General features: G+C 67.7%; 22 protein-coding genes and 1 pseudogene. 16 read left to right on the top strand and 7 right to left on the bottom strand.

What is annotated here, in order from left to right; translation table 11 throughout:
• Positions 1–37: 37 nt before the first annotated feature.
• The 5 genes from trpD (at position 38) to MSM1_RS18715 (ending at position 4,804) form a co-directional block, all read left to right on the top strand.
• Positions 38–1,135: an anthranilate phosphoribosyltransferase gene (gene trpD, locus MSM1_RS18695; RefSeq protein WP_213445184.1), complete on the top strand. Its 1,098-nt coding sequence runs from the start codon at positions 38–40 to the stop codon at positions 1,133–1,135.
• Between the two features lie 125 nt (positions 1,136–1,260).
• Positions 1,261–1,554: a hypothetical protein gene (locus MSM1_RS18700; RefSeq protein WP_236056898.1), complete on the top strand. Its 294-nt coding sequence runs from the start codon at positions 1,261–1,263 to the stop codon at positions 1,552–1,554.
• 109 nt (positions 1,555–1,663) lie between these two features.
• On the top strand, positions 1,664–2,797 hold the full coding sequence (gene ripC, locus MSM1_RS18705; protein WP_213445757.1) for a peptidoglycan hydrolase RipC: 1,134 nt from the start codon (positions 1,664–1,666) through the stop codon (positions 2,795–2,797).
• A 34-nt stretch (positions 2,798–2,831) separates the two neighbouring features.
• Positions 2,832–3,647: a hypothetical protein gene (locus tag MSM1_RS18710; protein ID WP_374101754.1), complete on the top strand. Its 816-nt coding sequence runs from the start codon at positions 2,832–2,834 to the stop codon at positions 3,645–3,647.
• An 11-nt stretch (positions 3,648–3,658) separates the two neighbouring features.
• Positions 3,659–4,804 carry a glycosyltransferase family 4 protein gene (locus MSM1_RS18715; RefSeq protein WP_213445186.1) on the top strand — a complete coding sequence of 382 codons (1,146 nt, stop codon included), beginning with the start codon at positions 3,659–3,661 and terminating at the stop codon, positions 4,802–4,804.
• A 106-nt stretch (positions 4,805–4,910) separates the two neighbouring features.
• Here the strand turns inward: MSM1_RS18715 and MSM1_RS18720 are convergent.
• A pseudogene (locus MSM1_RS18720) lies at positions 4,911–6,711 on the bottom strand (long-chain fatty acid--CoA ligase).
• Between the two features lie 126 nt (positions 6,712–6,837).
• Between MSM1_RS18720 and MSM1_RS18725 the strand changes: the two are divergent.
• From MSM1_RS18725 to MSM1_RS18745, 5 genes are all read left to right on the top strand, one after another.
• Complete coding sequence (locus tag MSM1_RS18725; RefSeq protein ID WP_213445188.1) at positions 6,838–7,227, top strand: polyketide cyclase / dehydrase and lipid transport; 390 nt, start codon at positions 6,838–6,840, stop codon at positions 7,225–7,227.
• Positions 7,228–7,332: 105 nt separating this feature from the next.
• Positions 7,333–7,770: an SRPBCC family protein gene (locus tag MSM1_RS18730; RefSeq protein ID WP_213445190.1), complete on the top strand. Its 438-nt coding sequence runs from the start codon at positions 7,333–7,335 to the stop codon at positions 7,768–7,770.
• Complete coding sequence (locus MSM1_RS18735) at positions 7,763–9,025, top strand: ArsA family ATPase (protein ID WP_213445761.1); 1,263 nt, start codon at positions 7,763–7,765, stop codon at positions 9,023–9,025. The genes MSM1_RS18730 and MSM1_RS18735 overlap by 8 nt, the downstream gene beginning before the upstream one ends.
• 46 nt (positions 9,026–9,071) lie before the next feature.
• Positions 9,072–9,434 carry a hypothetical protein gene (locus tag MSM1_RS18740; protein ID WP_213445192.1) on the top strand — a complete coding sequence of 121 codons (363 nt, stop codon included), beginning with the start codon at positions 9,072–9,074 and terminating at the stop codon, positions 9,432–9,434.
• 193 nt (positions 9,435–9,627) lie between these two features.
• The gene (locus MSM1_RS18745; RefSeq protein WP_213445194.1) at positions 9,628–10,353 is read left to right on the top strand and encodes a 1-acyl-sn-glycerol-3-phosphate acyltransferase; all 726 of its coding nucleotides are present in this window, start codon (positions 9,628–9,630) and stop codon (positions 10,351–10,353) included.
• Positions 10,354–10,449: 96 nt separating this feature from the next.
• Here MSM1_RS18745 and MSM1_RS18750 read toward each other — a convergent pair whose 3' ends face one another.
• Complete coding sequence (locus MSM1_RS18750; RefSeq protein WP_213445196.1) at positions 10,450–11,748, bottom strand: glycosyltransferase 87 family protein; 1,299 nt, start codon at positions 11,746–11,748, stop codon at positions 10,450–10,452.
• A gap of 90 nt (positions 11,749–11,838) precedes the next feature.
• On the opposite strand from MSM1_RS18750, the gene MSM1_RS18755 reads away from it, so the two are divergent.
• The 3 genes from MSM1_RS18755 (at position 11,839) to MSM1_RS18765 (ending at position 14,703) form a co-directional block, all read left to right on the top strand.
• Complete coding sequence (locus MSM1_RS18755; protein ID WP_213445198.1) at positions 11,839–12,720, top strand: hypothetical protein; 882 nt, start codon at positions 11,839–11,841, stop codon at positions 12,718–12,720.
• 29 nt (positions 12,721–12,749) lie between these two features.
• On the top strand, positions 12,750–13,229 hold the full coding sequence (locus tag MSM1_RS18760; RefSeq protein WP_213445199.1) for a polyadenylate-specific 3'-exoribonuclease AS: 480 nt from the start codon (positions 12,750–12,752) through the stop codon (positions 13,227–13,229).
• An 85-nt stretch (positions 13,230–13,314) separates the two neighbouring features.
• The gene (locus tag MSM1_RS18765) at positions 13,315–14,703 is read left to right on the top strand and encodes a class II 3-deoxy-7-phosphoheptulonate synthase (RefSeq protein WP_213445200.1); all 1,389 of its coding nucleotides are present in this window, start codon (positions 13,315–13,317) and stop codon (positions 14,701–14,703) included.
• 73 nt (positions 14,704–14,776) lie between these two features.
• On the opposite strand, the gene MSM1_RS18770 is transcribed toward MSM1_RS18765, so the two are convergent.
• A complete protein-coding gene (locus MSM1_RS18770; RefSeq protein WP_213445201.1) occupies positions 14,777–16,039 on the bottom strand; it encodes a protein kinase in 1,263 nt (420 codons plus the stop codon).
• Positions 16,040–16,133: 94 nt separating this feature from the next.
• Between MSM1_RS18770 and MSM1_RS18775 the strand changes: the two genes are divergently transcribed.
• Positions 16,134–16,538, top strand: a complete 405-nt coding sequence (locus tag MSM1_RS18775) for an Rv2175c family DNA-binding protein (RefSeq protein WP_213445202.1) — start codon at positions 16,134–16,136, stop codon at positions 16,536–16,538.
• A gap of 21 nt (positions 16,539–16,559) precedes the next feature.
• Here MSM1_RS18775 and MSM1_RS18780 read toward each other — a convergent pair whose 3' ends face one another.
• The gene (locus MSM1_RS18780; protein WP_213445204.1) at positions 16,560–18,104 is read right to left on the bottom strand and encodes an alpha-(1->6)-mannopyranosyltransferase A; all 1,545 of its coding nucleotides are present in this window, start codon (positions 18,102–18,104) and stop codon (positions 16,560–16,562) included.
• Between the two features lie 5 nt (positions 18,105–18,109).
• Entirely contained in the window at positions 18,110–19,159 is a 1,050-nt protein-coding gene (idsA2, locus tag MSM1_RS18785) for a bifunctional (2E,6E)-farnesyl/geranyl diphosphate synthase (RefSeq protein WP_213445763.1), read from the bottom strand.
• A 274-nt stretch (positions 19,160–19,433) separates the two neighbouring features.
• Here idsA2 and MSM1_RS18790 point away from each other — a divergent pair, with 274 nt between their 5' ends.
• Positions 19,434–20,327 carry a mycobacterial-type methylenetetrahydrofolate reductase gene (locus MSM1_RS18790; protein ID WP_213445206.1) on the top strand — a complete coding sequence of 298 codons (894 nt, stop codon included), beginning with the start codon at positions 19,434–19,436 and terminating at the stop codon, positions 20,325–20,327.
• Between the two features lie 42 nt (positions 20,328–20,369).
• On the opposite strand, the gene MSM1_RS18795 is transcribed toward MSM1_RS18790, so the two are convergent.
• Together MSM1_RS18795 and MSM1_RS18800 are read right to left on the bottom strand one after the other, a co-directional pair.
• Positions 20,370–21,080: a DUF3153 domain-containing protein gene (locus MSM1_RS18795; RefSeq protein WP_213445208.1), complete on the bottom strand. Its 711-nt coding sequence runs from the start codon at positions 21,078–21,080 to the stop codon at positions 20,370–20,372.
• Positions 21,081–21,170: 90 nt separating this feature from the next.
• Positions 21,171–21,770, bottom strand: a complete 600-nt coding sequence (locus tag MSM1_RS18800; protein WP_213445210.1) for an N-acetyltransferase — start codon at positions 21,768–21,770, stop codon at positions 21,171–21,173.
• Between the two features lie 226 nt (positions 21,771–21,996).
• Here MSM1_RS18800 and MSM1_RS18805 point away from each other — a divergent pair, with 226 nt between their 5' ends.
• The gene (locus MSM1_RS18805) at positions 21,997–22,395 is read left to right on the top strand and encodes a DUF3040 domain-containing protein (protein ID WP_213445212.1); all 399 of its coding nucleotides are present in this window, start codon (positions 21,997–21,999) and stop codon (positions 22,393–22,395) included.
• The last annotated feature ends 133 nt before the right edge of the window (positions 22,396–22,528 follow it).

The following is a 22,528-nucleotide window of genomic DNA, read 5'->3' on the forward strand; positions in this document are numbered from 1 at the left end:
CTTGGGGGGCGCCCGATCTTCGTGGGACTATCGACGGGTGGCTCTCTGGTCTCCGGCGGCGTCGCGGGGTGTTTCGCCTCGCCCGGCCGGGCCGGCCTCGTGGCCGCAGGTGCTGGCGCGGTTGACGGCGGCACAAGACCTGGAGCGCGGGCAGGCCGCCTGGGTCATGGACCAGGTCATGACCGGGGCCGCGACGCCGGCCCAGATCGCCGCTTTCGCGGTGGCGATCACGATGAAGGGTCCGACCGCGGCCGAGGTCACCGAGTTGGCCGACATCATGCTCAGCCGCTCGCGCCGGTTGCCGACCGACGTCATCGGCACCGACACCGTCGATGTCGTGGGTACCGGCGGTGACGGTGTCAGCACGGTCAACCTGTCCACCATGGCGGCGATCGTGGTGGCGGCGGCCGGTGTGCCGGTGGTCAAGCACGGCAACCGGGCGGCGTCGTCGTTGGCCGGGGGCGCCGACACCTTGGAGGCCCTCGGGGTGCGTATCGACCTGGGTCCCGACGAGGTCGCGCGCAGTGTGGCCGAAGTCGGGATCGGGTTTTGTTTGGCACCGACGTTTCATCCGTTGTATCGGCACGCGTCGGCGGTGCGCCGCGAGGTTGGTGTGCCGACGGTGTTCAATCTCCTTGGGCCGCTGACGAATCCGGCCCAACCGCGGGCGGGGTTGGTCGGCTGCGCGTTCGCCGATCTGGGCGAGGTCATGGCCGGGGTGTTCGCCACCCGCCGCTCCAGCGTGTTGGTGGTGCACGGTGATGACGGCCTCGACGAGCTGACCACCACCACGACGAGCACGATCTGGCGGGTGCAAGCCGGCACCGTGGACAAGCTGACGTTCGATCCCGCCGGGTTCGGTTTCGCACGGGCCGGGCTGGGGGACTTGCTGGGCGGTGACGCGGCACGCAACGCGGCAGTGGCGCGTTCGGTGCTGGCCGGTGCCAAAGGCCCGGTTCGTGACGCTGTCGTGCTCAATGCCGCGGGCGCGATCGTCGCTCACGCCGGGCTATCCGGGCGCGCCGAATGGCTGCCGGCGTGGGAGGACGGGCTCGCCCGGGCCACCGCTGCGATCGACAGCGGCGCGGCCGAACGGCTGCTCGCACGATGGGCGAGGTTTAGCCGCCAGGCTTGAGCCCCGGCTCGTCCGGCGACGAGGAGGCCCACGCGCCACCGCCGCCCGGCAGCTGTGTCGGTATCGGCGAATAGCCTGCGGGAAGCCGGACCACCGGAACGACAGCGCCAGCTAGGGCAAGCCAGATGGGACAAACAAACGCAGCAGGGGCAGCACCAGGGGCGTGGTCGGGCGGCACCGCGCCCGGTCTCGCCGGATCGGTGCGCATCGACTGCGATGACTGCGCGGCGCGCGGCCCGGGATGCCGGGACTGCGTCATCAGCGTGGTGCTTGGGGTACCGGAGTCCTTGCGGGAGGATGAACGCGCCGCGCTGGAGGTACTCGCCGATGCGGGACTGGCTCCCAGGCTGCGTCTGGTGCCAATCCGTCGGAAGCAGCCCACAGCGCCGGCTGAACGCGATGGAGCGAAATCTTGCTGATTTCTTAAAGTAAGGATGTTGGCAATAGCTATACCATTTCGTAACCTATCTGAGACTTTATGCGGATTCGACGTTTCGTCGAGGGCTAAAAGGACACATCGCTTTGGGGTTGGGGCAGGGCCGCAGGCACCGGGTCGCGGATGTGATCACGAGCACGAGATCGGTCATTGGCGTGATCGTGGGCTGCATGGTCTTGTCGGGCGTTCTCGGTGCGCATGCCCCCGCGGACCCGGCCGATGATGCCCTGGCGAAACTCAATGCGTTGTCCCGGCAAGCCGAACAGACCACCGAGGCGATGCACAGCGCCGAACTCGATCTAGGCGAGAAGCTGGCTGCTCAGCACGCCGCCGAGAAGAAGCATGCCGAGGACCAGGCCGGGTTGGACGCCGCAAAGGCGCGGCTGGCAGCGTTCCAGTCCGCCGTGGACAGATTTGTTGCCGCGATGTACATGGGTGGGCGCACGGGCAGCGTGAACGCCATGCTGACCGCGGAGGGACCCCAGCAGCTGATCGGAAAGCTGGTCGTGCAGCGGGTGATAGCGACCCGGATGGCCGAGGAGATGGCCGGTTACCGGGCGGCTCGAGAGCAGGCCGCCAAAGCCGAGCGGGCCTCTGCCAAGTCCGCGGCCGACGCCAAGACTGCGGCCGAGCAGGCCGCGGCGGTGCGGGCGAACCTGCAGTCCAAGCAGAGCCGCCTGCAGGTGCAGATAGCGGCGGTCAAGTCGCAGTATCGCGCGCTGACGCCCGAGCAGCGCGCCGCGCTGGCCGATCCGGGTCCGGTGCCGGCCGGGCCCGCCGCCGTCGCGCCCCAGGGGGTACCTCCCGGCGAGCCCGCCGCGGGCGGTAGCCCGGACGCGACCCCACCCGACGCATCGCCGGCTGGCACCCCGGGCGGCAGTCAGGCCGCCATCGCCGTGCAAGCGGCCCTGACCCAAATTGGGGCGCCGTACGCCTGGGGCGGCGCGGCGCCCGGCGGTTTCGACTGCTCCGGTTTGGTGATGTGGGCATTCCAGCAGGCCGGTATCGCAGTGCCGCACTCCAGCCAGGCGCTGGCCCATGGTGGTCAGCCGGTCGCGCTGTCGGATCTGCAGCCCGGTGATGTGTTGACCTTCTACTCGGACGCGTCGCATGCCGGCATCTACATTGGGGACGGCTTGATGGTCCATTCCTCCACCTATGGCCAGCCGGTGCGGGTGGTGCCGATGACCTCGTCCGGTCCGGTCTACAACGCCCGCCGTTACTGACCTTCGTGCCCACGTGTGCCGCTGGCCTGCGAAGCTGCTGGCATTCGCGCTGGTAGTCGCACTGGTCATCGCGCTGGCGGCCGTTCAGAGCCCACCACGCGGCAAAACCACGCGCCTGGCCGTCGCGAAGCCGGAATCATCGCTTGTCATCGCCGGGAGCACCGTGCGGTTAACGAGTCTCGCCGGGCCGGCATCCGATCGCTTGCTGGTGCGGATTTCGGAGGAGCTCGGTCACGCGGCGGAGAATGTGCGGGCCTTCTGGGGGATCGACTGGCCGCGGGAGGTCGCGGTGGTCCTCGCCGCGTCGGAACCGCAGTTTCGTGCACAGGCCGGCGGGGGCACCGCACGGCAATGGTCGGACATCGCGGCGGTGACGGTCGCCGACCGGGTGGACCCGGGCCGGCGCCTGGCGTTCGGCCAACGAATCGTGCTCGCGCCCGGCGCGGCCGCCATGGATCGGACAGCGCTACGAATAGTGTTGGCGCATGAGCTTTTTCACTATGTGACGCGAAGAGATACCGCGCTGGACGCGCCCCGTTGGCTGACCGAAGGCGTCGCCGATTATGTGGCCCGGCCGCTGGCGGCGGTGCCCGCGGCCACGACCCTGCCCACGACGCTGCCATCCGACGCGGACTTGGACGTGGCCGGGCCGCAGCGGTCGCTGGCCTACGACCGGGCGTGGTTGTTCGCGCGCTTTGTCGCCGCGACCTACGGGATCGCCAGCTTGCGCGCGCTGTATCTGGCGGCGTGTGGCGTCGGTCATGCCGACCTGCCCGGCGCGCTGCACACCGTGCTCGGAACCGACTCGGCGGGCGCGGTTGCCGCCTGGCGGCGCTGGCTGGCCGGTTAGCCTGACGACCAATGAGCCGGATTCTGCTGGTAACCAACGACTTTCCGCCTCGCCCCGGTGGCATCCAGTCGTATCTAGGCGAGTTCACCCGCCGGCTGGTTGATGACGGGTCGCATGCGGTGACGGTGTATGCACCGCAGTGGAAGGGCGCCGAGTCCTTTGACCGCTCGGCCCGCGTCGCCGGCTATCAGGTGGTGCGCCATCCCGGAACGCTCATGCTGCCTGGGCCCGCCGTCACTGCCCGGATGGAGCGGCTGATTTCCCGGCTCGGTGTCGACACCGTGTGGTTCGGCGCGGCCGCGCCGCTGGCCTTGCTGGCGCACCGGGCGCGGCGGGCCGGGGCATCCCGGGTGTTGGCCAGCGCGCACGGCCACGAAGTGGGCTGGTCGATGGTCCCGGTGGCGCGCTCGGCGCTGCGCCGCATCGGTGAGAGCTGCGATGTCGTGACCTTCGTCAGCCGCTACACCCGGGCCCGGTTCGCCTCGGCCTTCGGGCCCGAGGCCGCGCTGGAATATTTACCACCCGGCATCGACACCGATCGGTTCCGGCCCGATCCCGCGAGCCGGGCTGAGCTACGGTCCCGCTACCGGCTGGGCGAACGGCCCACGGTGGTGTGCCTGTCGCGGCTAGTGCCGCGCAAAGGCCAAGACATGCTGATCCGGGCGCTTCCGTCGATCCGGCGGCGGGTCGACGGCGCCGCTTTGGCCATCGTGGGTGGCGGCCCCTATCTGGCGGGGCTGCGCCGGCTGGCGCAGCGGGCCGGGGTGGCCGAACACGTGACGTTTACCGGCGGGGTGCCGCCCGCCGAGCTGCCCGCGCACCACGCGATGGCCGATGTGTTCGCGATGCCCTGCCGCACCCGCGGCGCCGGGCTGGATGTCGAGGGGCTGGGCATCGTCTTCCTGGAGGCCTCGGCCTGCGGTGTTCCGGTGATCGCCGGCAACTCGGGGGGAGCGCCGGAAGCGGTGTGGCACAACAAAACCGGGCTTGTGGTTGACGGTTGGTCGGTCGAGCAGATCGCCAATGCCGTCGCCGAGCTGCTGTCCGACCGCGAACGGAGTGCCGCTATGGGTGCAGCCGGGCGGAAGTGGGTGATGGCCCATTGGCGCTGGGAAGCGCTAGCGGCGCGACTGGCCCAGCTGCTGCGGGGGGAGTGACGGTGAGCAGACGCAAAGACACCCGAAATACCAACTTTCGTAGAGCATTTGCGTCTGCTGAGCGGCCAGGGAGGCCGAGCCTAATCGTTGGGCTGCTCCTCGGCGGCTAACTGGTGCTGTAAAGCGCTTCGATGTCGGGGGCGAACTTCTCCGCGACCACCTTGCGCTTGACCTTCATCGTCGGTGTCAGCTCACCGGTATCTTCGGTGAAGTCGACGGGCAGGATGCGGAATTTGCGGATCGACTCGGCGTGCGAAACAGCCAGGTTCGCTTGTTTGACCGCGGCGTCCACCTCGGCGACCAGGTCGGGATCGGCGACCAGGTCGCCGAGCGAGACCTGGACGGGCTTGCTGTGGCGTTGCTTCCAGCCCTCGAGCGCCTCGGGGTCGAGGGTGATCAGCGCCCCGATGAATGGCCTGGCGTCGCCGACCACCATCGCCTGGCTGATCAGCGGGTGCGCCCGCAGCTGGTCTTCGAGCACCGCGGGGGCAACGTTCTTGCCGCCCGCGGTGACGATGATCTCCTTCTTGCGGCCGGTGATGGTCAAAAAGCCGTCCTCGTCGACGGCGCCGAGATCGCCGGTCTTGAACCAGCCGTCGGCAAACGCCTCGGCGGTGGCCTGCTCGTTGCGCCAGTAGCCGCCGAATACCACGCCGCCGCGTACCAGCAGCTCGCCGTCGTCGGCAATGCGCATGCTGTTTCCCGGCAGCAGCTTGCCTACCGTGCCGATTTTCAGGTCACCGACTTGGTTGACGGTGATGGCCGCGCTGGTTTCGGTGAGCCCGTAGCCCTCATGGATGGTCAGCCCGACACCGCGATAGAAGTGGCCCAGCCGCCGGCCGAGCGGCGCGCCGCCCGAAATAGAGGCCCGGCACTTGCCGCCCAGCGCCGCACGCAGCCGGTGATACACCAGGCGATCGAACACCGCGTGCTTGACGCGCAGCAACAGCCCCGGGCCGCCACGGTCGCGGGCCTCGCTCCAGTCCACCGCGGTCTGCGCGGCGATCGCGAAGATCCGGCCCTTGCCCTCGTTGGCGGCGTTCTGGGCGGCGGTGTTGTACACCTTTTCGAACACTCGCGGCACCGACACCACGATCGTCGGTTTGAACACCGCGAAGATCGACACCAGGTTCTTGATGTCACTGGTGAATCCGACGGTGACCTTGTTGTGGACCGCAGCCAAAGTGACCGCCCGGGCCAGCACATGCGCCAGGGGCAGAAAGACTAGCAACCGTTCACCTTTGCGCAGCAGTGTCGGGAGCACCTCCTTGGCTCCCTTGACTTCATAGACGAGGTTGGCATGGGTGAGCTGGCACCCCTTGGGCCGCCCAGTGGTGCCCGAGGTGTAGATCAGCGTCGCGGGGTCGGCCGCGCGCAGCGCCTCGAGCCGGTTGCTGAGTTCGGCGGGGTCGATCGACGCACCCGCCTCGGCGAGCTGATCGAGGGCCTTGGGACCGGAACCGTCGATCGAAAGCAGTCGGCGCAGCACCGGCAGCTCGCCGGTGAGTTCGGCGACCAAGGCCGCATGCCGGTCGGTTTCGGCGAATACCAGCACCGCCTCGGAGTCCTGCAGCACCCAGCGCACCTGCTCGGCCGATGACGTCTCATAGATCGGGACCGTGACGGCACCGACCGAGAGGATCGCGAAATCGAGGATCGCCCACTCGTAGCGGGTGGCCGAAAAGATTGCCGCCCGATCGCCGGGCTGCACCCCTAGTCCAATCAAACCCAGTGCGGCGGATCGAATTTGGGCGGCTGCCGTGGCGCAGGTGACATCGGTCCACACGCCGTCGATCAGGCGCTGGAAGAGCGCGAAGTCAGGATCGTCGCGCTCGTGCTCGAAGATCGTGGCGACGATGTTCGTGTTCGCCGACAGCAAACGGCGCGGGAACGCTGAATTCGCGCACTTTTCGACCTCGCTTGACATCTATGGGGGTAGCCCCTGGCTGCTGTTCAGCCTAGTGCGCACCGCGTTCCGGATGTGACCGGACTCACCTTGGCGCGTGGGCGCTCGGATATGTGAAGCTAAGGCGGTGCACAGCGTCCAAGTCGCCGACGAGACCTTTATCGCCGCCGCCGCCGCGCGGGTGGGCGCTGCTATTGCCGATCCGGACTGCTGGCGGCGGTGGTGGCCCGACCTGCGGCTGCGCGTCGTCGAGGATCGCGCCGACAAGGGGATCAGGTGGGCAGTGAGCGGCGCACTCACCGGGACCATGGAAATCTGGCTGGAGCCTTCGCTGGACGGCGTGTTGCTGCACTACTTTTTGCACGCTGAGCCGTCGGGCGCCACTGCCCGGCAACTGGCGCGGATGAATCTCGCCCGGATGACCCACCGCCGCCGGGTCGCCGCCAGGAAAATGGCCTTCGAGGTTAAAGAGAGATTGGAGCGCTCGCGTCCGGTGGGGGTTTCTCCGGCGGGTTAACCGCGCCCCCGCCGGCAAGGTACCGTTTCTGCGAGGGCTGGGGGACGCCCACGGGCAGCGGGGCCGCTCGCTCGCGGGGGACGGGCGGGGGAAGGGAAGCACCAGGTGACGGAGAAGACGGCGCAGACGATCTACATCGACGCGGATCCGCGCACGGTGATGAAGGTGATCGCCGACATCGGCTCCTATCCCGACTGGGTCTCGGAGTACAAGGAGGCCGAAGTGTTGGAGGCCGACGCCGAGGGCTATCCGACGGTGGCCCGGATGGTGTTGGACACCGCCGTTCTCAAGGACACCCTGGTGTTGTCCTACGATTGGCCCCCAGATCACGGATCGGTGCGCTGGTCGCTGGTGTCCAGTTCGTTGCTGAAGTCACTCGACGGAGCGTATCGCTTGGTGCCCAAGGGATCTGGTACCGATGTCACGTATGAGCTCACGGTCGACCTGGCCATCCCGATGATCGGGTTGCTCAAGCGCAAGGCTGAGCGCAGGTTGATCGACACCGCGTTGAAGGACCTAAAGAAGCGAGCCGAGGCTGAGTGAGTCTGCAGCGCCCACCCCGGCCAGGATCAGTCTGTTCGTCGGCAAGGGCGGCGTAGGCAAGTCCACCCTGGCGGCCGCTACCGCGGTGCGGGACGCGCGCGCCGGTGGGCGCCTGCTGGTGGTGTCCACCGATCAGGCGCACTCACTTGGTGAGGTGCTAGGCGTGGAAGTGCCACCGACCGCTCAGCGTCAGCCGATCCGGGTGCTCACGCACGACCCCGGCGCCGGCGGCGGATTCCTCGACGCGCTGGCACTGGACACCCTCGCGCTGCTGGAGGCTCGCTGGCGCGAGGTCGTCGACATGCTGGGCTGGCGATTTCCCGAGTCCGAGTTGGCCGCCATCGCCCCTGAAGAGCTCTCGGCCCTGCCAGGCGCTCAGGAACTGCTCGGCCTGCATGAGGTCGGTGGGCTGGCCGCAACCGGACAATGGGATCGCGTCGTGGTCGACTGTGCTTCCACCGCCGACGCGTTGCGGATGCTGACGCTGCCGTCGACTTTCGGGCTGTACGTGGAACGGGCGTGGCCGCGACATCGCAGACTGTCCATGACCGTCAACGACGCTCGGTCGGCCGCCCTGGTGGAGTTGGTCGAGCGCATCAGTGCCGGCCTCGAGCGGCTGAGCGCCCTGTTGACCGACGGTGAGATGGTCGGTGCGCATCTGGTGCTGACCGCTGACCGCGTCGTGGCGGCCGAGGCGCTGCGGACGCTGGGCGCATTGGCGCTCATGGGTGTACGCGTTGAGGAGCTAATCGTCAATCAGGTTTTGCTGCAAGATGATTCCTACGAGTACCACAATCTGCCCGACCACCCCGCGTTCGAATGGTATGCCCAACGTCTCGGTGAGCAGCGCGCGGTGCTCGACGAGCTGGACGCCAGCATTGGTGACGTGGCACTGGTGCTGGCTCCGCATCTGGCCGGCGAGCCGATCGGCCCCAAGGCGCTCGGCGAGCTGCTCGACAGCGCCTGGCGCCGGGGCGGATCGGCTCCGCCGGGGCCGATCCGCCCCGTCGTCGACCTGGAATCGGGGTCGGGGTTGGGATCGGTCTACCGGCTGCGGCTAGAGTTGCCCCAACTCGATTCCGGCGCGCTCACCCTGGGCCGGGCCGGCGACGACCTGATCATCGGTGCCGGCGGGGTACGACGCAGGGTCCGGTTGGCATCGGTGTTGCGCCGATGCACGGTGGTCGATGCGCACCTTCGAGGGAGTGAGCTGACGGTGCGCTTCCGACCCGATCCGGAGGTGTGGCCGAAGTGACCGCCGGCAACGAGGCAGAGCGCAGGGATGAGGAGGAGCGGCGCTGGTGACCGACGCCCACCGCGAGGTTGGCCCGGAGCTGCAAAAGCTGGCGCAGGCCATCCTCGACGGCATCGACCCCGCCGTGCGGGCAGCAGCGGTGCGGATGGTGGCCGGCGGCGCCGGCACCGGGAAATGTCAGCGGGCGTGGTGCCCGGTGTGCGCGCTGGCCGCGCTGGTGACCGGCGATCAGCACCCGTTGCTGACGGTGATCGCCGAACATAGCGTCGCGCTGCTGGAGGTGATCCGCGCCATCGTCGCCGACATCGAGCGATCGGGGCCTCCGCCCCCCGACCATCCGCGTGGCTGCGCCGCCGAGGACACCCCGAAGAGCCGATACCAGCCCATCCCGATCACCGTCGAGGACTAGGTTGCCCGCGCGGCGGTGAGGTGGACCCGATCGGTCTGGCGAGGCGCCGGCCCGGCGCGGGGTGGCCAACCCCGGCTGCGCCCAGCGGTTCACCGCAAAGCGGCGTCGAGCTTTTGTGGCAGGTGGTCGCCGCCACGCTAGGTGGGTACAGTTGGCGCAGAGCACCATCCGGTGTGGGTTCGAGGGAGGGTCCATGTGGTACTGGCTATTTAAGTACATCTTCATGGGCCCGTTGCTGGCCCTGCTCGGTCGACCGAAAGTCGAAGGGCTGGAGCATGTTCCGCGTTCGGGACCGGCAATTCTGGCCAGCAACCACTTGGCGGTGGCCGACAGTTTTTATTTGCCGCTGGTGGTGCCGCGCCGGATAACGTTTCTGGCCAAGAGGGAATATTTCACCGGCACCGGGCTGAAGGGGTGGTTCCTCCGCTGGTTTTACAGCACCACGGGGCAAGTACCGATCGACCGCTCCGACGCCGATGCCGCGCAGGCCGCGCTGGATACCGCTCAGCGGCTGCTGAACGAGGGCAAGTTGCTGGGGATGTACCCGGAGGGCACTCGCTCGCCCGACGGGCGGCTGTACAAAGGGAAGACCGGGCTGGCCAGGCTGGCGTTGCACACCGGAGTGCCGGTGATACCGGTGGCCATGATCGGCACCGACACAGTCAACCCGCCGGGAAAGAGGATGTGGCGGTTTGGCCAGGTCACTATACGGTTCGGCAAGCCGATGGACTTCTCGCGGTTTGACGGGCTGGCGGGCAATCGGTTCATCGAGCGGGCGGTCACCGATGAAGTGATTTACGAGTTGATGGGGCTCTCCGGCCAGGAGTACGTCGACATCTACGCCGCCAGCGTGAAAAACGGCTACCGCGGCACCGAATCGAACGACGAGGTCCGGATCCCCGAAACAGCGGCCGGCTAGCGGCGTGGGTCGATGACGCGGCGCAATGGTCCGACGCCGGCGGAGAAGGAACCGGCAATCGAGCAGGGCTACCCGTAACCTCGCTGCCCGCGAGGGTCAACCGGGTGCCGACACCGGTGTGGCGCGGGGCACAACAGATGCCCGGGACGCCGTGCGCGCGGCGAAGGTGAACCCGGTGGTGACGATCACCCCCAGCGCCCACCAGACGTACGAGGCCCCAGCGAGCTGACGCCACCAGGACGCGGCCGCCTCGTGGTGCTTGGGAAGCAGATCAATGGGCGTCCACACCATCAGCGCTATTCCCGCGGCGCTCACCGCGGCCATGACGGCGCTGCGCCGTCGCCAGGCCAGCGCCGAGGTCACCACCACCGATGGCAGCATCCATACCCAGTGGTGTGACCATGACACCGGCGAAACCACCAACCCGAACAGCGCGACCACGATCACCGCCAGCATCGGCTCACCGGCTCGCAGCGCGCGGCGCGCCGCCCACGCGGTGATCGCCAGGACAAGCAGGCACATCGCGGCCCATAACACGAACCGTTCCTGGTCCCCCAGCCGAAGCCGCGCCAGGACGCCGGCTACGTTTTGGTTGGTGTTCAACGATGCCGCCCCGATCCGCTCGGTGTTGCGCACCGTGTCGGTCCAGTATTCCCACGAGTCGCGCCAAGCCAGCATGAAACCCACCAGGGTCGCCGCCCCGAACGATGCGCCGGCCCGCACTATCGCGCCGAGGTCCCGGCGCAGCAGGAAGTACAGCAAAAACACCGCCGGGGTGAGTTTCAGTGCGATGCCCAATCCCAGCGCAATGCCGCGCGGCCACGGGGTGCGGCGCGGCACACAGTCGGCGATCACCAACGTCATCAGCACCACATTGATCTGACCGAACGCGAAGTTCGACCTGATCGGTTCCAGCCAGATCGCAGCCGGTGCGACGATGACGCCGGCCAGCCAGCATCGTCGCAACCACGCGGGTCCCGCAGCCAGCCGCGAGGTGGTCCAGACGCCGAGTCCGGTCAACACCATCACCATCGCCGCGATCAGCAGCACCAAGGTCAGCACCGTGATAGCCACACTGGCGGCCGGCATCTGCAACCACGCGAAGGGGCAGAACACGACCGCCGCGAGCGGGGGATAGGTGAACGGCAGGTTCAGGCCGATCGGAGTGTGAAACAGTGCGTCGTCGCTATACAGTGGACGGCCGTCCAGCCAAGCCTGACTGCCCATCCGGTAAATATCGACATCGATGCGATAGGGGGTGCGTCCCAGCAACCGCCAGGCGGTGTAGCCCAGCGCGGCGATCGCCGGCAGCCACAGCGCCCCCCACACCAGAGCCTGCCGAACGGCTAACCGCCCGCGTCGACTGCCCACGTCGGGCGACCGCCATTCACTCATGTTGGACAACAGCCTATCGGCGCCCCGGCGACGAGCCGAGCGGTATCGGGGTACGCCACCGGTGCGCAGGACGGGCGTACGTTTTTTAACGTGCTCCGCTGGCTGCAGCATGACATCATCGAGCGTGGCCGGCTGCCGCTGTTGTGTTGCCTGGTCGCATTCATTGTGACGTTTTTCGTGACGCGTACCTTCGCCCGCTACATCCGCTACCGCACCGAGCGGGGCCTGCCGGCAAAATGGTGGCAGCCCCGGAATATTTACATCGGGTCGCGCCACATCCACCACGTGGTGTTCGGGGTGGTTCTGGTGATGATCTCCGGCGTGACGTTGGTGTCGATTGCCGTCGGGGGCACTCAAACCGAATTCACCATCGCCGGGATTGCTTTTGGCATCGGCGCGGCGCTGGTGCTGGATGAATACGCGTTGATTCTTCACCTTTCCGACGTGTACTGGGAGGAGGATGGGCGCAGTTCGGTGGATGCGGTGTTCGCTGCGGTCGCGGTGACGGGACTGCTGTTGCTGGGTTTGCACCCGCTGATGCTTTTCATCGCGCTGTGGCACGACACCCGCGAGCCGCTGATGCGCGCGGTCGCGATTGCCGGCAGCGTGCTGACGTTGCCGCTCGCGGTGCTGGTCTTGCTCAAGGGCAAGGTGTGGACCGGCTTGCTGGGCATGTTCTTCGCTCCGCTGCTGGTCATTGGGGCAATCCGGTTGTCGCGTCCGCACGCCCCGTGGGCGCGTTGGCGCTACACCAAGCAGCCGGAGAAGATGCGCCGTGCGCTGGAGCGTGAACGCCGGCTGCGCCGCCCCATCGTGCACGCCAAGCTGTGGCTGCAGAACGCGGTCGCCGGCACGCCACGCTTTGCCGACGAGGTCACCGTCGACGCCCAGCTGGACCGCGAAGTCCACCCCGCGCCACCGCCCGACGCAACCCCGCACGCCCTGACGGCCGGTGGCATTGGCGGCGGCTGAGCGCCGTGCCGCCGGGTTAGGCTGCGCAGGTGCGGTACTTCTATGACACCGAATTCATCGAAGATGGCCGCACTATCGATTTGATCTCGATCGGGGTGGTGGCCGAGGACGGCCGTGAATATTACGCCGTGTCCACGGAATTCGATCCCGATCGGGCCGGGCTGTGGGTGCGGACTCATGTGCTGCCGAAATTGCCGCCGCCCGCTTCGCCGCTGTGGCGATCGCGCAGCCGGATCCGCGCCGATCTGGAGCAGTTTTTCGGTGTCGACGGCGCCGATCCGATCGAGCTGTGGGCCTGGGTGGGTGCCTACGATCACGTCGCGTTATGTCAGTTGTGGGGCCCGATGACGGACCTGCCGCCGGCGATGCCCCGCTTTACCCGGGAGCTGCGCCAGCTGTGGGAAGACCGTGGGTGCCCACCGATGCCGCCGCGCCCTCGTGACGTTCATGACGCGCTGGTTGATGCCCGCGACCAGCTGCGCCGCTTCCAGCTCATCACCGCCCGGTGATGCGGGCGGGCCGGGACGGCCCGGGGGCCGGGTACGGCCGCGCTGTGCGCCCGCTCGGCCCGCGGCGCCCGGTTACCATGGACCGATGAACTGGACCGTCGACATCCCCATCGACCAACTGCCGCCGCTGCCGCCGTTGCCGCCGGATCTGCGGGCACGGCTGGACGCCGCGCTGGCCAAACCGGCCGCTCAGCAACCCAGTTGGCCGGCCGACGAAGCCCGGGCGATGCGCACGGTCCTGGAGAGTGTGCCGCCGGTGACGGTGGCGTCGGAGGTCGTGCGGCTGCAGGGCCTGCTGGCCCAGGTGGCAAACGGCCAGGCTTTTCTGCTGCAGGGCGGTGATTGCGCGGAGACGTTCGTCGACAACACCGAACCCCACATCCGCGGCACCATCCGCACCCTACTGCAGATGGCGGTGGTGCTGACCTACGCCGCCAGCGTGCCGGTGGTGAAGGTGGCCCGGATCGCCGGTCAGTACGCCAAGCCGAGGTCGGCCGACATCGACGCGCTGGGTCTGCGCTCCTACCGCGGGGACATGATCAATGGCTTTGCCCCGGACCCCGCGGCCCGAGAGCATGACCCGTCGCGGCTGGTGCGGGCCTATGCCAACGCCAGCGCGGCAATGAACCTGGTGCGCGCACTGACGTCGTCGGGCCTGGCGTCGCTGCACCTGGTGCATGACTGGAACCGGGAGTTCGTCCGGACCTCCCCGGCCGGGGCGCGCTACGAGGCGCTGGCCACCGAGATCGATCGTGGCTTGCGATTCATGAGTGCCTGCGGGGTGGCCGACCGCAACTTGCAGACCGCCGAAATCTATGCCAGCCATGAGGCTTTGGTCCTTGACTACGAGCGCGCCATGCTGCGGTTGTCCGACGAGCCCGAGGGGGCGCCCAAGCTCTACGACTTGTCGGCGCACTACTTGTGGATCGGGGAGCGCACCCGGCAGATCGACGGCGCGCATATCGCGTTCGCGGAGGTGATCGCCAACCCCATCGGCGTCAAGATGGGGCCGGCGATGACCCCGGAGCTGGCTGTGGAGTACGTCGAGCGCCTCGATCCGCACAACACCCCGGGCCGGTTGACGTTGGTGAGCCGGCTGGGCAACAACAAGGTGCGCGATCTGCTGCCGCCCATCGTCGAGAAGGTTCAAGGCACCGGTCATAAGGTGATCTGGCAGTGCGACCCGATGCACGGCAACACCCACGAGTCATCCACCGGATACAAGACGCGGCACTTCGACCGGATTGTCGACGAGGTGCAGGGTTTCTTCGAGGTGCACCGGGCGCTGGGAACCCACCCGGGCGGTATCCATGTCGAGATCACCGGCGAGAACGTCACCGAATGCCTGGGTGGCGCGCAAGATATCTCCGATGCCGACCTGGCCGGCCGCTACGAGACCGCGTGCGACCCGCGGCTAAACACCCAACAGTCGCTGGAGTTAGCGTTTCTTGTCGCCGAAATGCTGCGCGATTAACCCGCCCGGCTGGCCGTGAAGCGTCCCCGTTGCCCATCCTTGGGCGGCCCGCGCTAACCCACCAGCTGACCCACTATTGGAGCCGCTGGTGAATCCCGCTACCGAAAATCAGCCCGCTGCCGGCCGGTTCGAGCAGAGCGCTCAGGTTGCTGCCGATGGTCCACGCGGCGGCGGCGACCAGCCCGGTGACCGCGAGCACGACCGCCACCCACACCCACACCATCCGCCGGGCGTGTTGTCGTGCCCGGACGAACTCGCCCATTGCGATACCGGCAAACGTGTCCGATGCAGCGTGGTATTCGGGGCCCGGCGGCTCATCGTGCTCGCCCGGCCAGTCCCGCGGACCACGGGTCAGCCTCCGGGTGGGCTGCGGTGTCGATGTCCTGCCGGTGGGACGTGGGATGTGGTCGGCGGCCTGTGGTTCGCCAAGACGGCTGCCAGACAGCGCGGCCGCGCGGTGCTGGGCGGAGTTGCGCGGCGCGGGAACCCGGAATTCCGGTAGCGCCAGCTCTTCGGCGATTGCATCTAGTTCGGCGCCCAACTCGATCGCGTCGGCGTACCGGTCGGCGGGGTCGCGGGCGGTCGCACGCGCCACCAATTCGTCGAATTGCTCGGGCACACCGGGGATCACCGCGCCGGGCAAGGGCACATCGGTATCCAGACGCTGGTAGGCCACCGACAGTGCCGAGTCACCGGTGAATGGGGCGTGCCCGGTCAGTAGCTCGTAGACGAGTATCCCCACGGCGTAGACATCGCTGCGGAAACTGGCGGTTCCGTCGCGGATCTGCTCAGGGGCGAGATACGCCGCCGTGCCGAGCATCACGTTGGAGGATGTGATCGCGGCCGCCGCGACGGCGCGCACCAGCCCGAAATCGGCGATCTTCACCTCACCCTCGTCGGAGATCAGCACGTTTTCCGGCTTGACGTCGCGATGGACCAGGCCCGCTCGGTGCGCCGCCGCCAGCCCGCCCAGCAGGGGGCGCAGGACCGCGGCGACCGCATGCGGTGGCATGGGACCGCGTTCGCTGAGCAGCTCGCGCAGCGTGCCGCCCTCGATCAGCTCCATCACCAAAAACGGATGGCGGACATCCAGGCCCTGGTCGTACACCGCGACCACCCGGGGATCCCGCAGCCGGGCGACCGCGCGTGCCTCCCGCCGGAACCGGATCAGAAAGTGCTCGTCGTCGGCGTAGCGCGGATCCATCACCTTCAGTGCGACCGGGCGATCTAGCCGGACGTCAAGGCCGCGGTAAACCGTTGACGTGCCACCGGAAGCGATCTTCGTCAACACCCGGTACCGGCCGTCCAGCAATGCGCCGCACGCAAGGTCCGACATCACGGGGCTTATCGTAGGGGCGGCGCGATTGCGGTGCGCAAACCTGCGTGCAGTGTGCGCGCGGTAGTGGGGGCGGCGTTCTACACTAGGCGCGGTGAGCAGCATTCCGGCCGGCGACGACGTTCTGGATCCTGACGAGCCCACCTATGATCTGCCCCGGGTCGCCAAGCTTCAAGGTGTGCCGGTCAGCAAGGTGCATCAGCAGCTGCGGGAAGGTCAGCTGATCGCGATCCGGCGCGGTGGCAATGTGGTGGTGCCGCAAGCGTTTTTCACCGAGTCCGGTGAGGTGGTTAAAAGCCTGCCGGGGTTGTTGATGGTGCTGCGCGACGGTGGTTACCGCGACACCGAGATCATCCGCTGGCTGTTCACCCCCGACCCGTCGCTGACCCTCACCCATGACGGGACGCGTGAAGTCGCCGGCAACGTCCGCCCGGTGGACGCATTGCACGCCCATGAGGCTCGTGAAGTGGTGCGCCGGGCGCAGGCGATGGCTTACTAAGCCCGTACCAGCCATGGCCGATTAAGCCATGGCCGGCGGCCCGGTGGGCGCGGTGGCGGCGCGGTGCGGCTGCGGCGCTCGATAGAGCGCCCACCAGGCGACCACTGCGCAGGTGGTTGCCAGCACGACGTGGATCCACGAGTACATGCCGTGCGCTCCATCGGGTTTGAAGATCACCATGACCCAGGTCGAGGCCCCGGCGATGGCCGCGAGCGCCGCGTGCGAGCGAACCAGCGGGGCCACCACGGCCAGCGGCCAGCTGTAGTACCACGGCAGCGCCGCGGGCACGAACAGCACCACGATCAGCATCGACCACGCGATGCCGGTGAGGGCCGCCCGGTCGCTGTGCCGGAATCGCCACCACAGCAGCGGCAGGGAGACCGCAATGATCGCGATTCCGGCGATCCGGGTGACGTGCAGCACGGCGTAGAAGTTGACCGGAAAGAGCCACCTACCGACCGCGTGCAGCACGTTCGCCGTTGCCGTGGGCACGGTCAGCCAGTTGATGATCTTCACCGAGCCGGCCAGCGCGGTCAGCCATCCAAGGCCAACCCCTGCCAGCGCGGACAGCGCGGCGAACACCACCACGAAGATCGCCGTGGATGTTGTGGTGGCCGCGGTGAATGCCCGTGGGGGCCGGTATCCCCTGCGCTCGCGCAGGTGATGGGTCCACACCCACACCAGGAACGGCAACGCGATTCCCGCGGTGGCTTTGACCGCCGCGGCCACCGCGACCAGGGTGACGCCCGAGAGATGACGCCCCGCGAAGGTCAGCGCGATACCCGCGGCCAGCAGGCCCACCATGAGCATCTCGTTGTGTACGCCGCCGACCAGATGAATGATGACCAGCGGGTTGAGTGCGCAAATCCACAGCGCGGTCGGGCCGTCGGCGCCAAGATAGCGGGCCATCCGCAGGGTTGCCCACATCAGCAGCGCCATCCCGGGCAGCATGCACAACCTCAGGAGCATGGTGCCGGCGATCACGTGGTTGCCGCACACCGTCGTGACCAACCGCGCGACCAGGATGAACGCCGGGCCGTATGGCGCGGTGGTGATGGTCCAAATCGGACTTACGTTGTCCAGCAATTGATTCGGGTTATCGACGGGGGCAACTACATAGGGGTCTAAGCCATCGCGCAGCAGTGCGCCCTGGGCAAGATACGAGTAGGTGTCGCGGCTGAAGACCGGCACCGACAGCAGCAACGGCGCCAGCCAGAAGCCGGTGGTCGCCACCGTGGCGTATTCGCCGATCCGGCCGGCAATGACCCGACGGCCAAGGGAAAGCCATGCGAGCAGCATGAGCGCGACACCGAGCCACAACAGGATCGAGGAGAGCACCAGCCCATGCCCGAAACGCAGCCAGGACAGGTGGATCGACTCCAGCAGCGGGTCGTGCGGCTTTGTGCTGCCAGCGCCAAGCCCGCCCGCCGTGATGAGCACCGCGCCCAGGCATCCCCACAGCGCCGGCCGGCCTTCGGGCGCGACAGCAAACCTGTTCAGACGTGAGAGGTGTTGAGTCACAAGGGTTGCCGAGGCAGCCGTCGGTGTCGGCACGGGGGTGGCCATCAGTGTCAGGAGGATCGGTTCGCGGCCAGCCTGGCCAGTTCCGACAGGCCCGCCTTGGCCACCGGGTTGATCGGGGCGGCGTCCAGCGTCACCAGCGCCCGCCGGGTGAGCACGTCGATACGGTCCTCCACCGCGGCCAGCGCACCCACCGACTCGATGACGTCGCGCAATTCGCGCACTTGCCCATTCGTCAGCTCAGTGCCGATGGATCTGCGTAACAGGTTGGCCGCCACAGGATCCGACTTATCGGCTAACTCCAGCGCTTCCGCCACCAAGACGGTGCGCTTGCCGGAGCGCAGGTCGTCTCCGGAGGGCTTTCCGGTGACCGCCGGATCCCCGAAGACACCCAGCACGTCGTCGCGCAACTGGAACGCCAGGCCGAGGTTGTGACCGAGCTGATGAAAAACGGCGTGGACGTCGGGCCGATCCGCGGCCGCGGCCGCCCCCAGTTGCAATGGCCGCGACACCGTATAGGAGGCGGTCTTGAACGTGTTGACGGTCATCGCCGAGGCGATCGACGGGGCGGCGCTGGCCGCGGCGACGATGTCGAGGTATTGCCCGCCCAGCAGTTCGGTGCGGATATCGGCCCACACCCGCCGGACCCGGGCATGTGCATCAGGCGGAAGATCCACAGCGGTGACGATGTCGTCGGCCCAGGCCAGCGCCAGATCCCCGAGCAGGATGGCCGCCGATACGCCGAACCGCTCCGGTGAGCCGCGCCAGCGCCGGCCTTGATGCAGGTCCGCGAACTGCACGTGGGTGGTCGGCCGGCCGCGGCGTGTCGCCGATCCGTCGATCACATCGTCGTGCACCAGCGCGCTGGCGTGCAGCAGCTCCAGCGCCGAAAACAGCAGCAAGACACCGGGATCAGCGTCGCGGGTGGTCACCGCGCGCCAGCCCCAGTAGGCGAAAACCGGCCGGAGTCGTTTGCCGCCATGCAGCACAAACTCTTCAAGGCCCGCGATCAGGCTGTCGTAGTCGGCGCCGATGGGGCGGGCATCGCGACGGCGGCCGCGCAAATATTCCCTCAACCGATCGGTGATCACGCCGGCCAACTCCGCGGTTGCCGGTGCTTCGACGCTCAGCGCGGCGCCCCTTTCCGCCATGGACGGCCCCGGGCTTAGGGCCCACATATCTTCAGCGTAGAGCGTAAGACCAAGTCGCCCTAATCCAGATTGCCCAGCTCATCGAGTTGTCGTGTCAAGCCCGAGGGCGAGACGCTGCCGCTTCGACGGGCCGGCGCCCGCGACACCTATGCTGGCCGACGAGGTACGCCAATTGCCGCGGCGGCTTCGGGCGTTGCCGCCGAATGAGACGTGGAGGAGCCCTGTGGGTCTGAACACCGTAGCCCTCGAGCTTTTGCCGACGGCCGTGGCGGGTGGTCGGGAGCGGGCCGTCGAAGATGCACGCAAAGTGCTGCGAGTCGCCGCGGAAACGGGTCTCGAGGGCCGTATCGGTCATGTGATGATCCCCGGGATCATCGCCGAGGAAAGCGATCGGCCCGTCGAGATGAAGCCCCGGCTGGACGTGCTGGAGTTCTGGTCGATCATCAAACCGGAGTTGCCCGGGATGGGCGCGCTGTGCAGCCAGGTCACCGCTTTCACCGACGAGCGGTCCTTGCGCCAGCGGCTCACCGATCTGGTGGCCGCCGGGATCGAGGGTGTCGTTTTCGTCGGTGTGCCCCGCACCATGCACGACGGTGAGGGCCCGGGCGTCGCGCCGACCGACGCGCTGTCGATCTATCGGGATCTGGTGGCCAACCGCGGGGTGATCCTGATTCCCACCCGGGAGGGCGAACACGGCCGGTTCGGTTTCAAGTGCGATCGGGGTGCGACCTTCGCCCAGACCCAGCTGCTGTATTCCGATGCGATTGTGACTTTTTTGACCGAGTTCGCGCGGCGCAGCGATCATCGGCCGGAACTGTTGCTGTCATTTGGCTTCGTGCCGAAGGTGGAGAGCCGGATCGGCCTCATCAATTGGCTGATCCGGGATCCGGGGAACGCCGCGGTGGCCGATGAGCAGGAGTTTGTCAAGAAGCTGGCCGGCAGTGAACCCGCGGAAAAACGCCGGCTCATGGTCGACCTGTACAAGCGGGTGATCGATGGCGTCGCCGACCTCGGTTTCCCGTTGAGCATCCACCTCGAGGCGACCTACGGCGTTTCGGTTCCGGCTTTCCAGACGTTCGCGGAAATGCTCGCCTATTGGTCGCCCGCCAAGTCCTGAACGGACCTCCGAGCAGCAGGTGGCAATGGGGCTCAGCCCGGGCTAATCGGCCGATCGGGTAAACCGTGGGGAGCGGTCGCGGCTGTGCCAGGCCAGCACCGCCACGACAGCGGCGACCGCGAACGCGGTGATGCCCAGCCACATGGCCGCACGGGTGAACGAGCGGGTGCTGGGGTCGGTGTAGCGCGCCTGAGCGGTCATGGTGCTCACCACGCCGGGTTTGAGTTTCCATTGCACCACTTCGGGTTCAGCGCGATCCCCGTTGGTTGAGGTCACCGTACCGGGGAAGGCGACGCTCAACTCGATGTCGGCGTCCGGATCATGCAACGAGGTCAGATCGGCGCGGCCCTCCAGGATCACCAAATCGCCGGCCCGCCGCAGGTCGAGATTGACTCCCTGGGCGTCGGGATTCATGTTGGCCAACTGCGGCAGTTCGGCAAAGGTCAGGCCGGAAAACCACGCCTCGGATCCCACATAGCCGTCGCGGTCATACTTCGAGACCGCCACTTTCTGGCTGAACGGCAGGCTGTTCGGATCAAGCTGTGGCCCGGGATCTTTATTGTTGCGTGGTTTCGCCGCAGCGACAATCTGCCCGGACACCAGGTCATCGGGGGAGATGGTAAGGGATGTCTTGACGCGCACGCATCCGGTGGCGATGGGCAGTGCCAACAGCAGCGCCGCGCCCGCCAGCACGCGGCGGCGCCGGTGGGGATCGCGCCCTCGTCTGGCACACCGGGGCAATGTCGTGCGCATCAGGTCATCGTGCCAGACATCACTCGCCGCGGGCATCGAGCCGAGCCCCCTGACCGCTGAGCGCCGAGACATTGCCAACGGTGAGTCGCATCACAAGGGCAGCGTGCGGCCCAGGATCGCGAACGCTCGAGGATCGCCCGCGAAGTGGTGCCCACGGATGATGTCGGTGAAGCCCAGCCGCCGGTACAACCGCCACGCGCGGTTGGCTTCACCGTTGATCTCCGGCGTCGAGAGCAGCACGTGTGCCTCGCCACGCCGCGCGAGCAGGCGCCGGGTCAACGCTTCACCCAGGCCGCGACCTTGGGCGCGGGGGTGAATGTGCAATTCGGTCAACTCGAAGTAGTTGGACATCAGCCGGGCGATCTCCGCGTGCGCAAACCCGCCGCGCTGCAAGCCCCGCACCACCTGCTGCTGCCACCACTGATCGGGCGCCCCGCAATAGCCGTAGGCCACACCCAGCAGGGGCGCATTGCGCAACTGCGCGGCCGACGGCAGGTCATCGGCGTCGCCGTCGGCTTCCACGGCGGCCACGGCCTGCCAGCCGCTCCGACGGGTGTGCTCCAGCCACATTGCCGCGCGCTGACTCTCGGTGCCGTGCGGATAGCGCATCGCGTCGACGTACACAGCGAGGGCGTCATCGAGGCGGCGCTGCATATCTTGCGGGGCCAGATCGATGAGGAACGTCGTCAACTCGCGTTGCCCTCCTCGGCAGGTAATTGTGGTGCGGGCCTTCCCCATTATCGGACCGGATTACCGGACTGGGTGGCGGCTTTCGACGCACGTGGGGCCGCCGCTAGAATCGCTGGCGAACCAGTGGTATGGCGCTGGCTGACCTCGTATCATCTGAGTTAGTTGTTCACAGCGGGCGGGCACGTGCGGCGGTGGTGCGTGACAGCCTTTCGGCAAGGAGGGACGAATGCCACTCTCCGATCATGAGCAGCGGATGCTCGAGCAGATCGAGAGCGCTCTCTACGCCGAAGATCCCAAGTTCGCCTCGAGTGTTCGTGGGGGTGGGCTGCGTGCGCCGACCACACGGCGGCGACTGCAGGGTGCGGCGTTCTTCGTCATCGGCCTGGGGATGCTCGTCTCCGGGGTGGCATTCAGGGCCACGATGATCGGAAGCTTCCCTATTCTTAGCGTCTTTGGTTTCGTCGTGATGTTCGGTGGCGTGGTGTTCGCCATCACCGGTCCGCGGCTGCCCGGTAGGCGCGATCATTCCGGCGCGTCGTCGGCACGCCAGCGGCGCAGCAAGGGCGCCGGCGGCTCCTTCACCAGCCGCATGGAAGATCGGTTCCGGCGCCGCTTCGAACAGTAGCCGGACTCCGGGCGGAAGGGGCCTCACGTGCCGGGGGCGGCGAAGGCCGCCCCCGCTCGTTACCCAGGTGGCTCCCTAAACCGGATCGCCCGGTGCTACGGGAGCGGAGCCCGGAAATTGCCCCACTTTCCCC

The sequence above is a fragment of the Mycobacterium sp. SM1 genome (genome assembly GCF_018361265.1).
In the GTDB taxonomy this organism is placed as follows: Bacteria; Actinomycetota; Actinomycetes; order Mycobacteriales; family Mycobacteriaceae; genus Mycobacterium.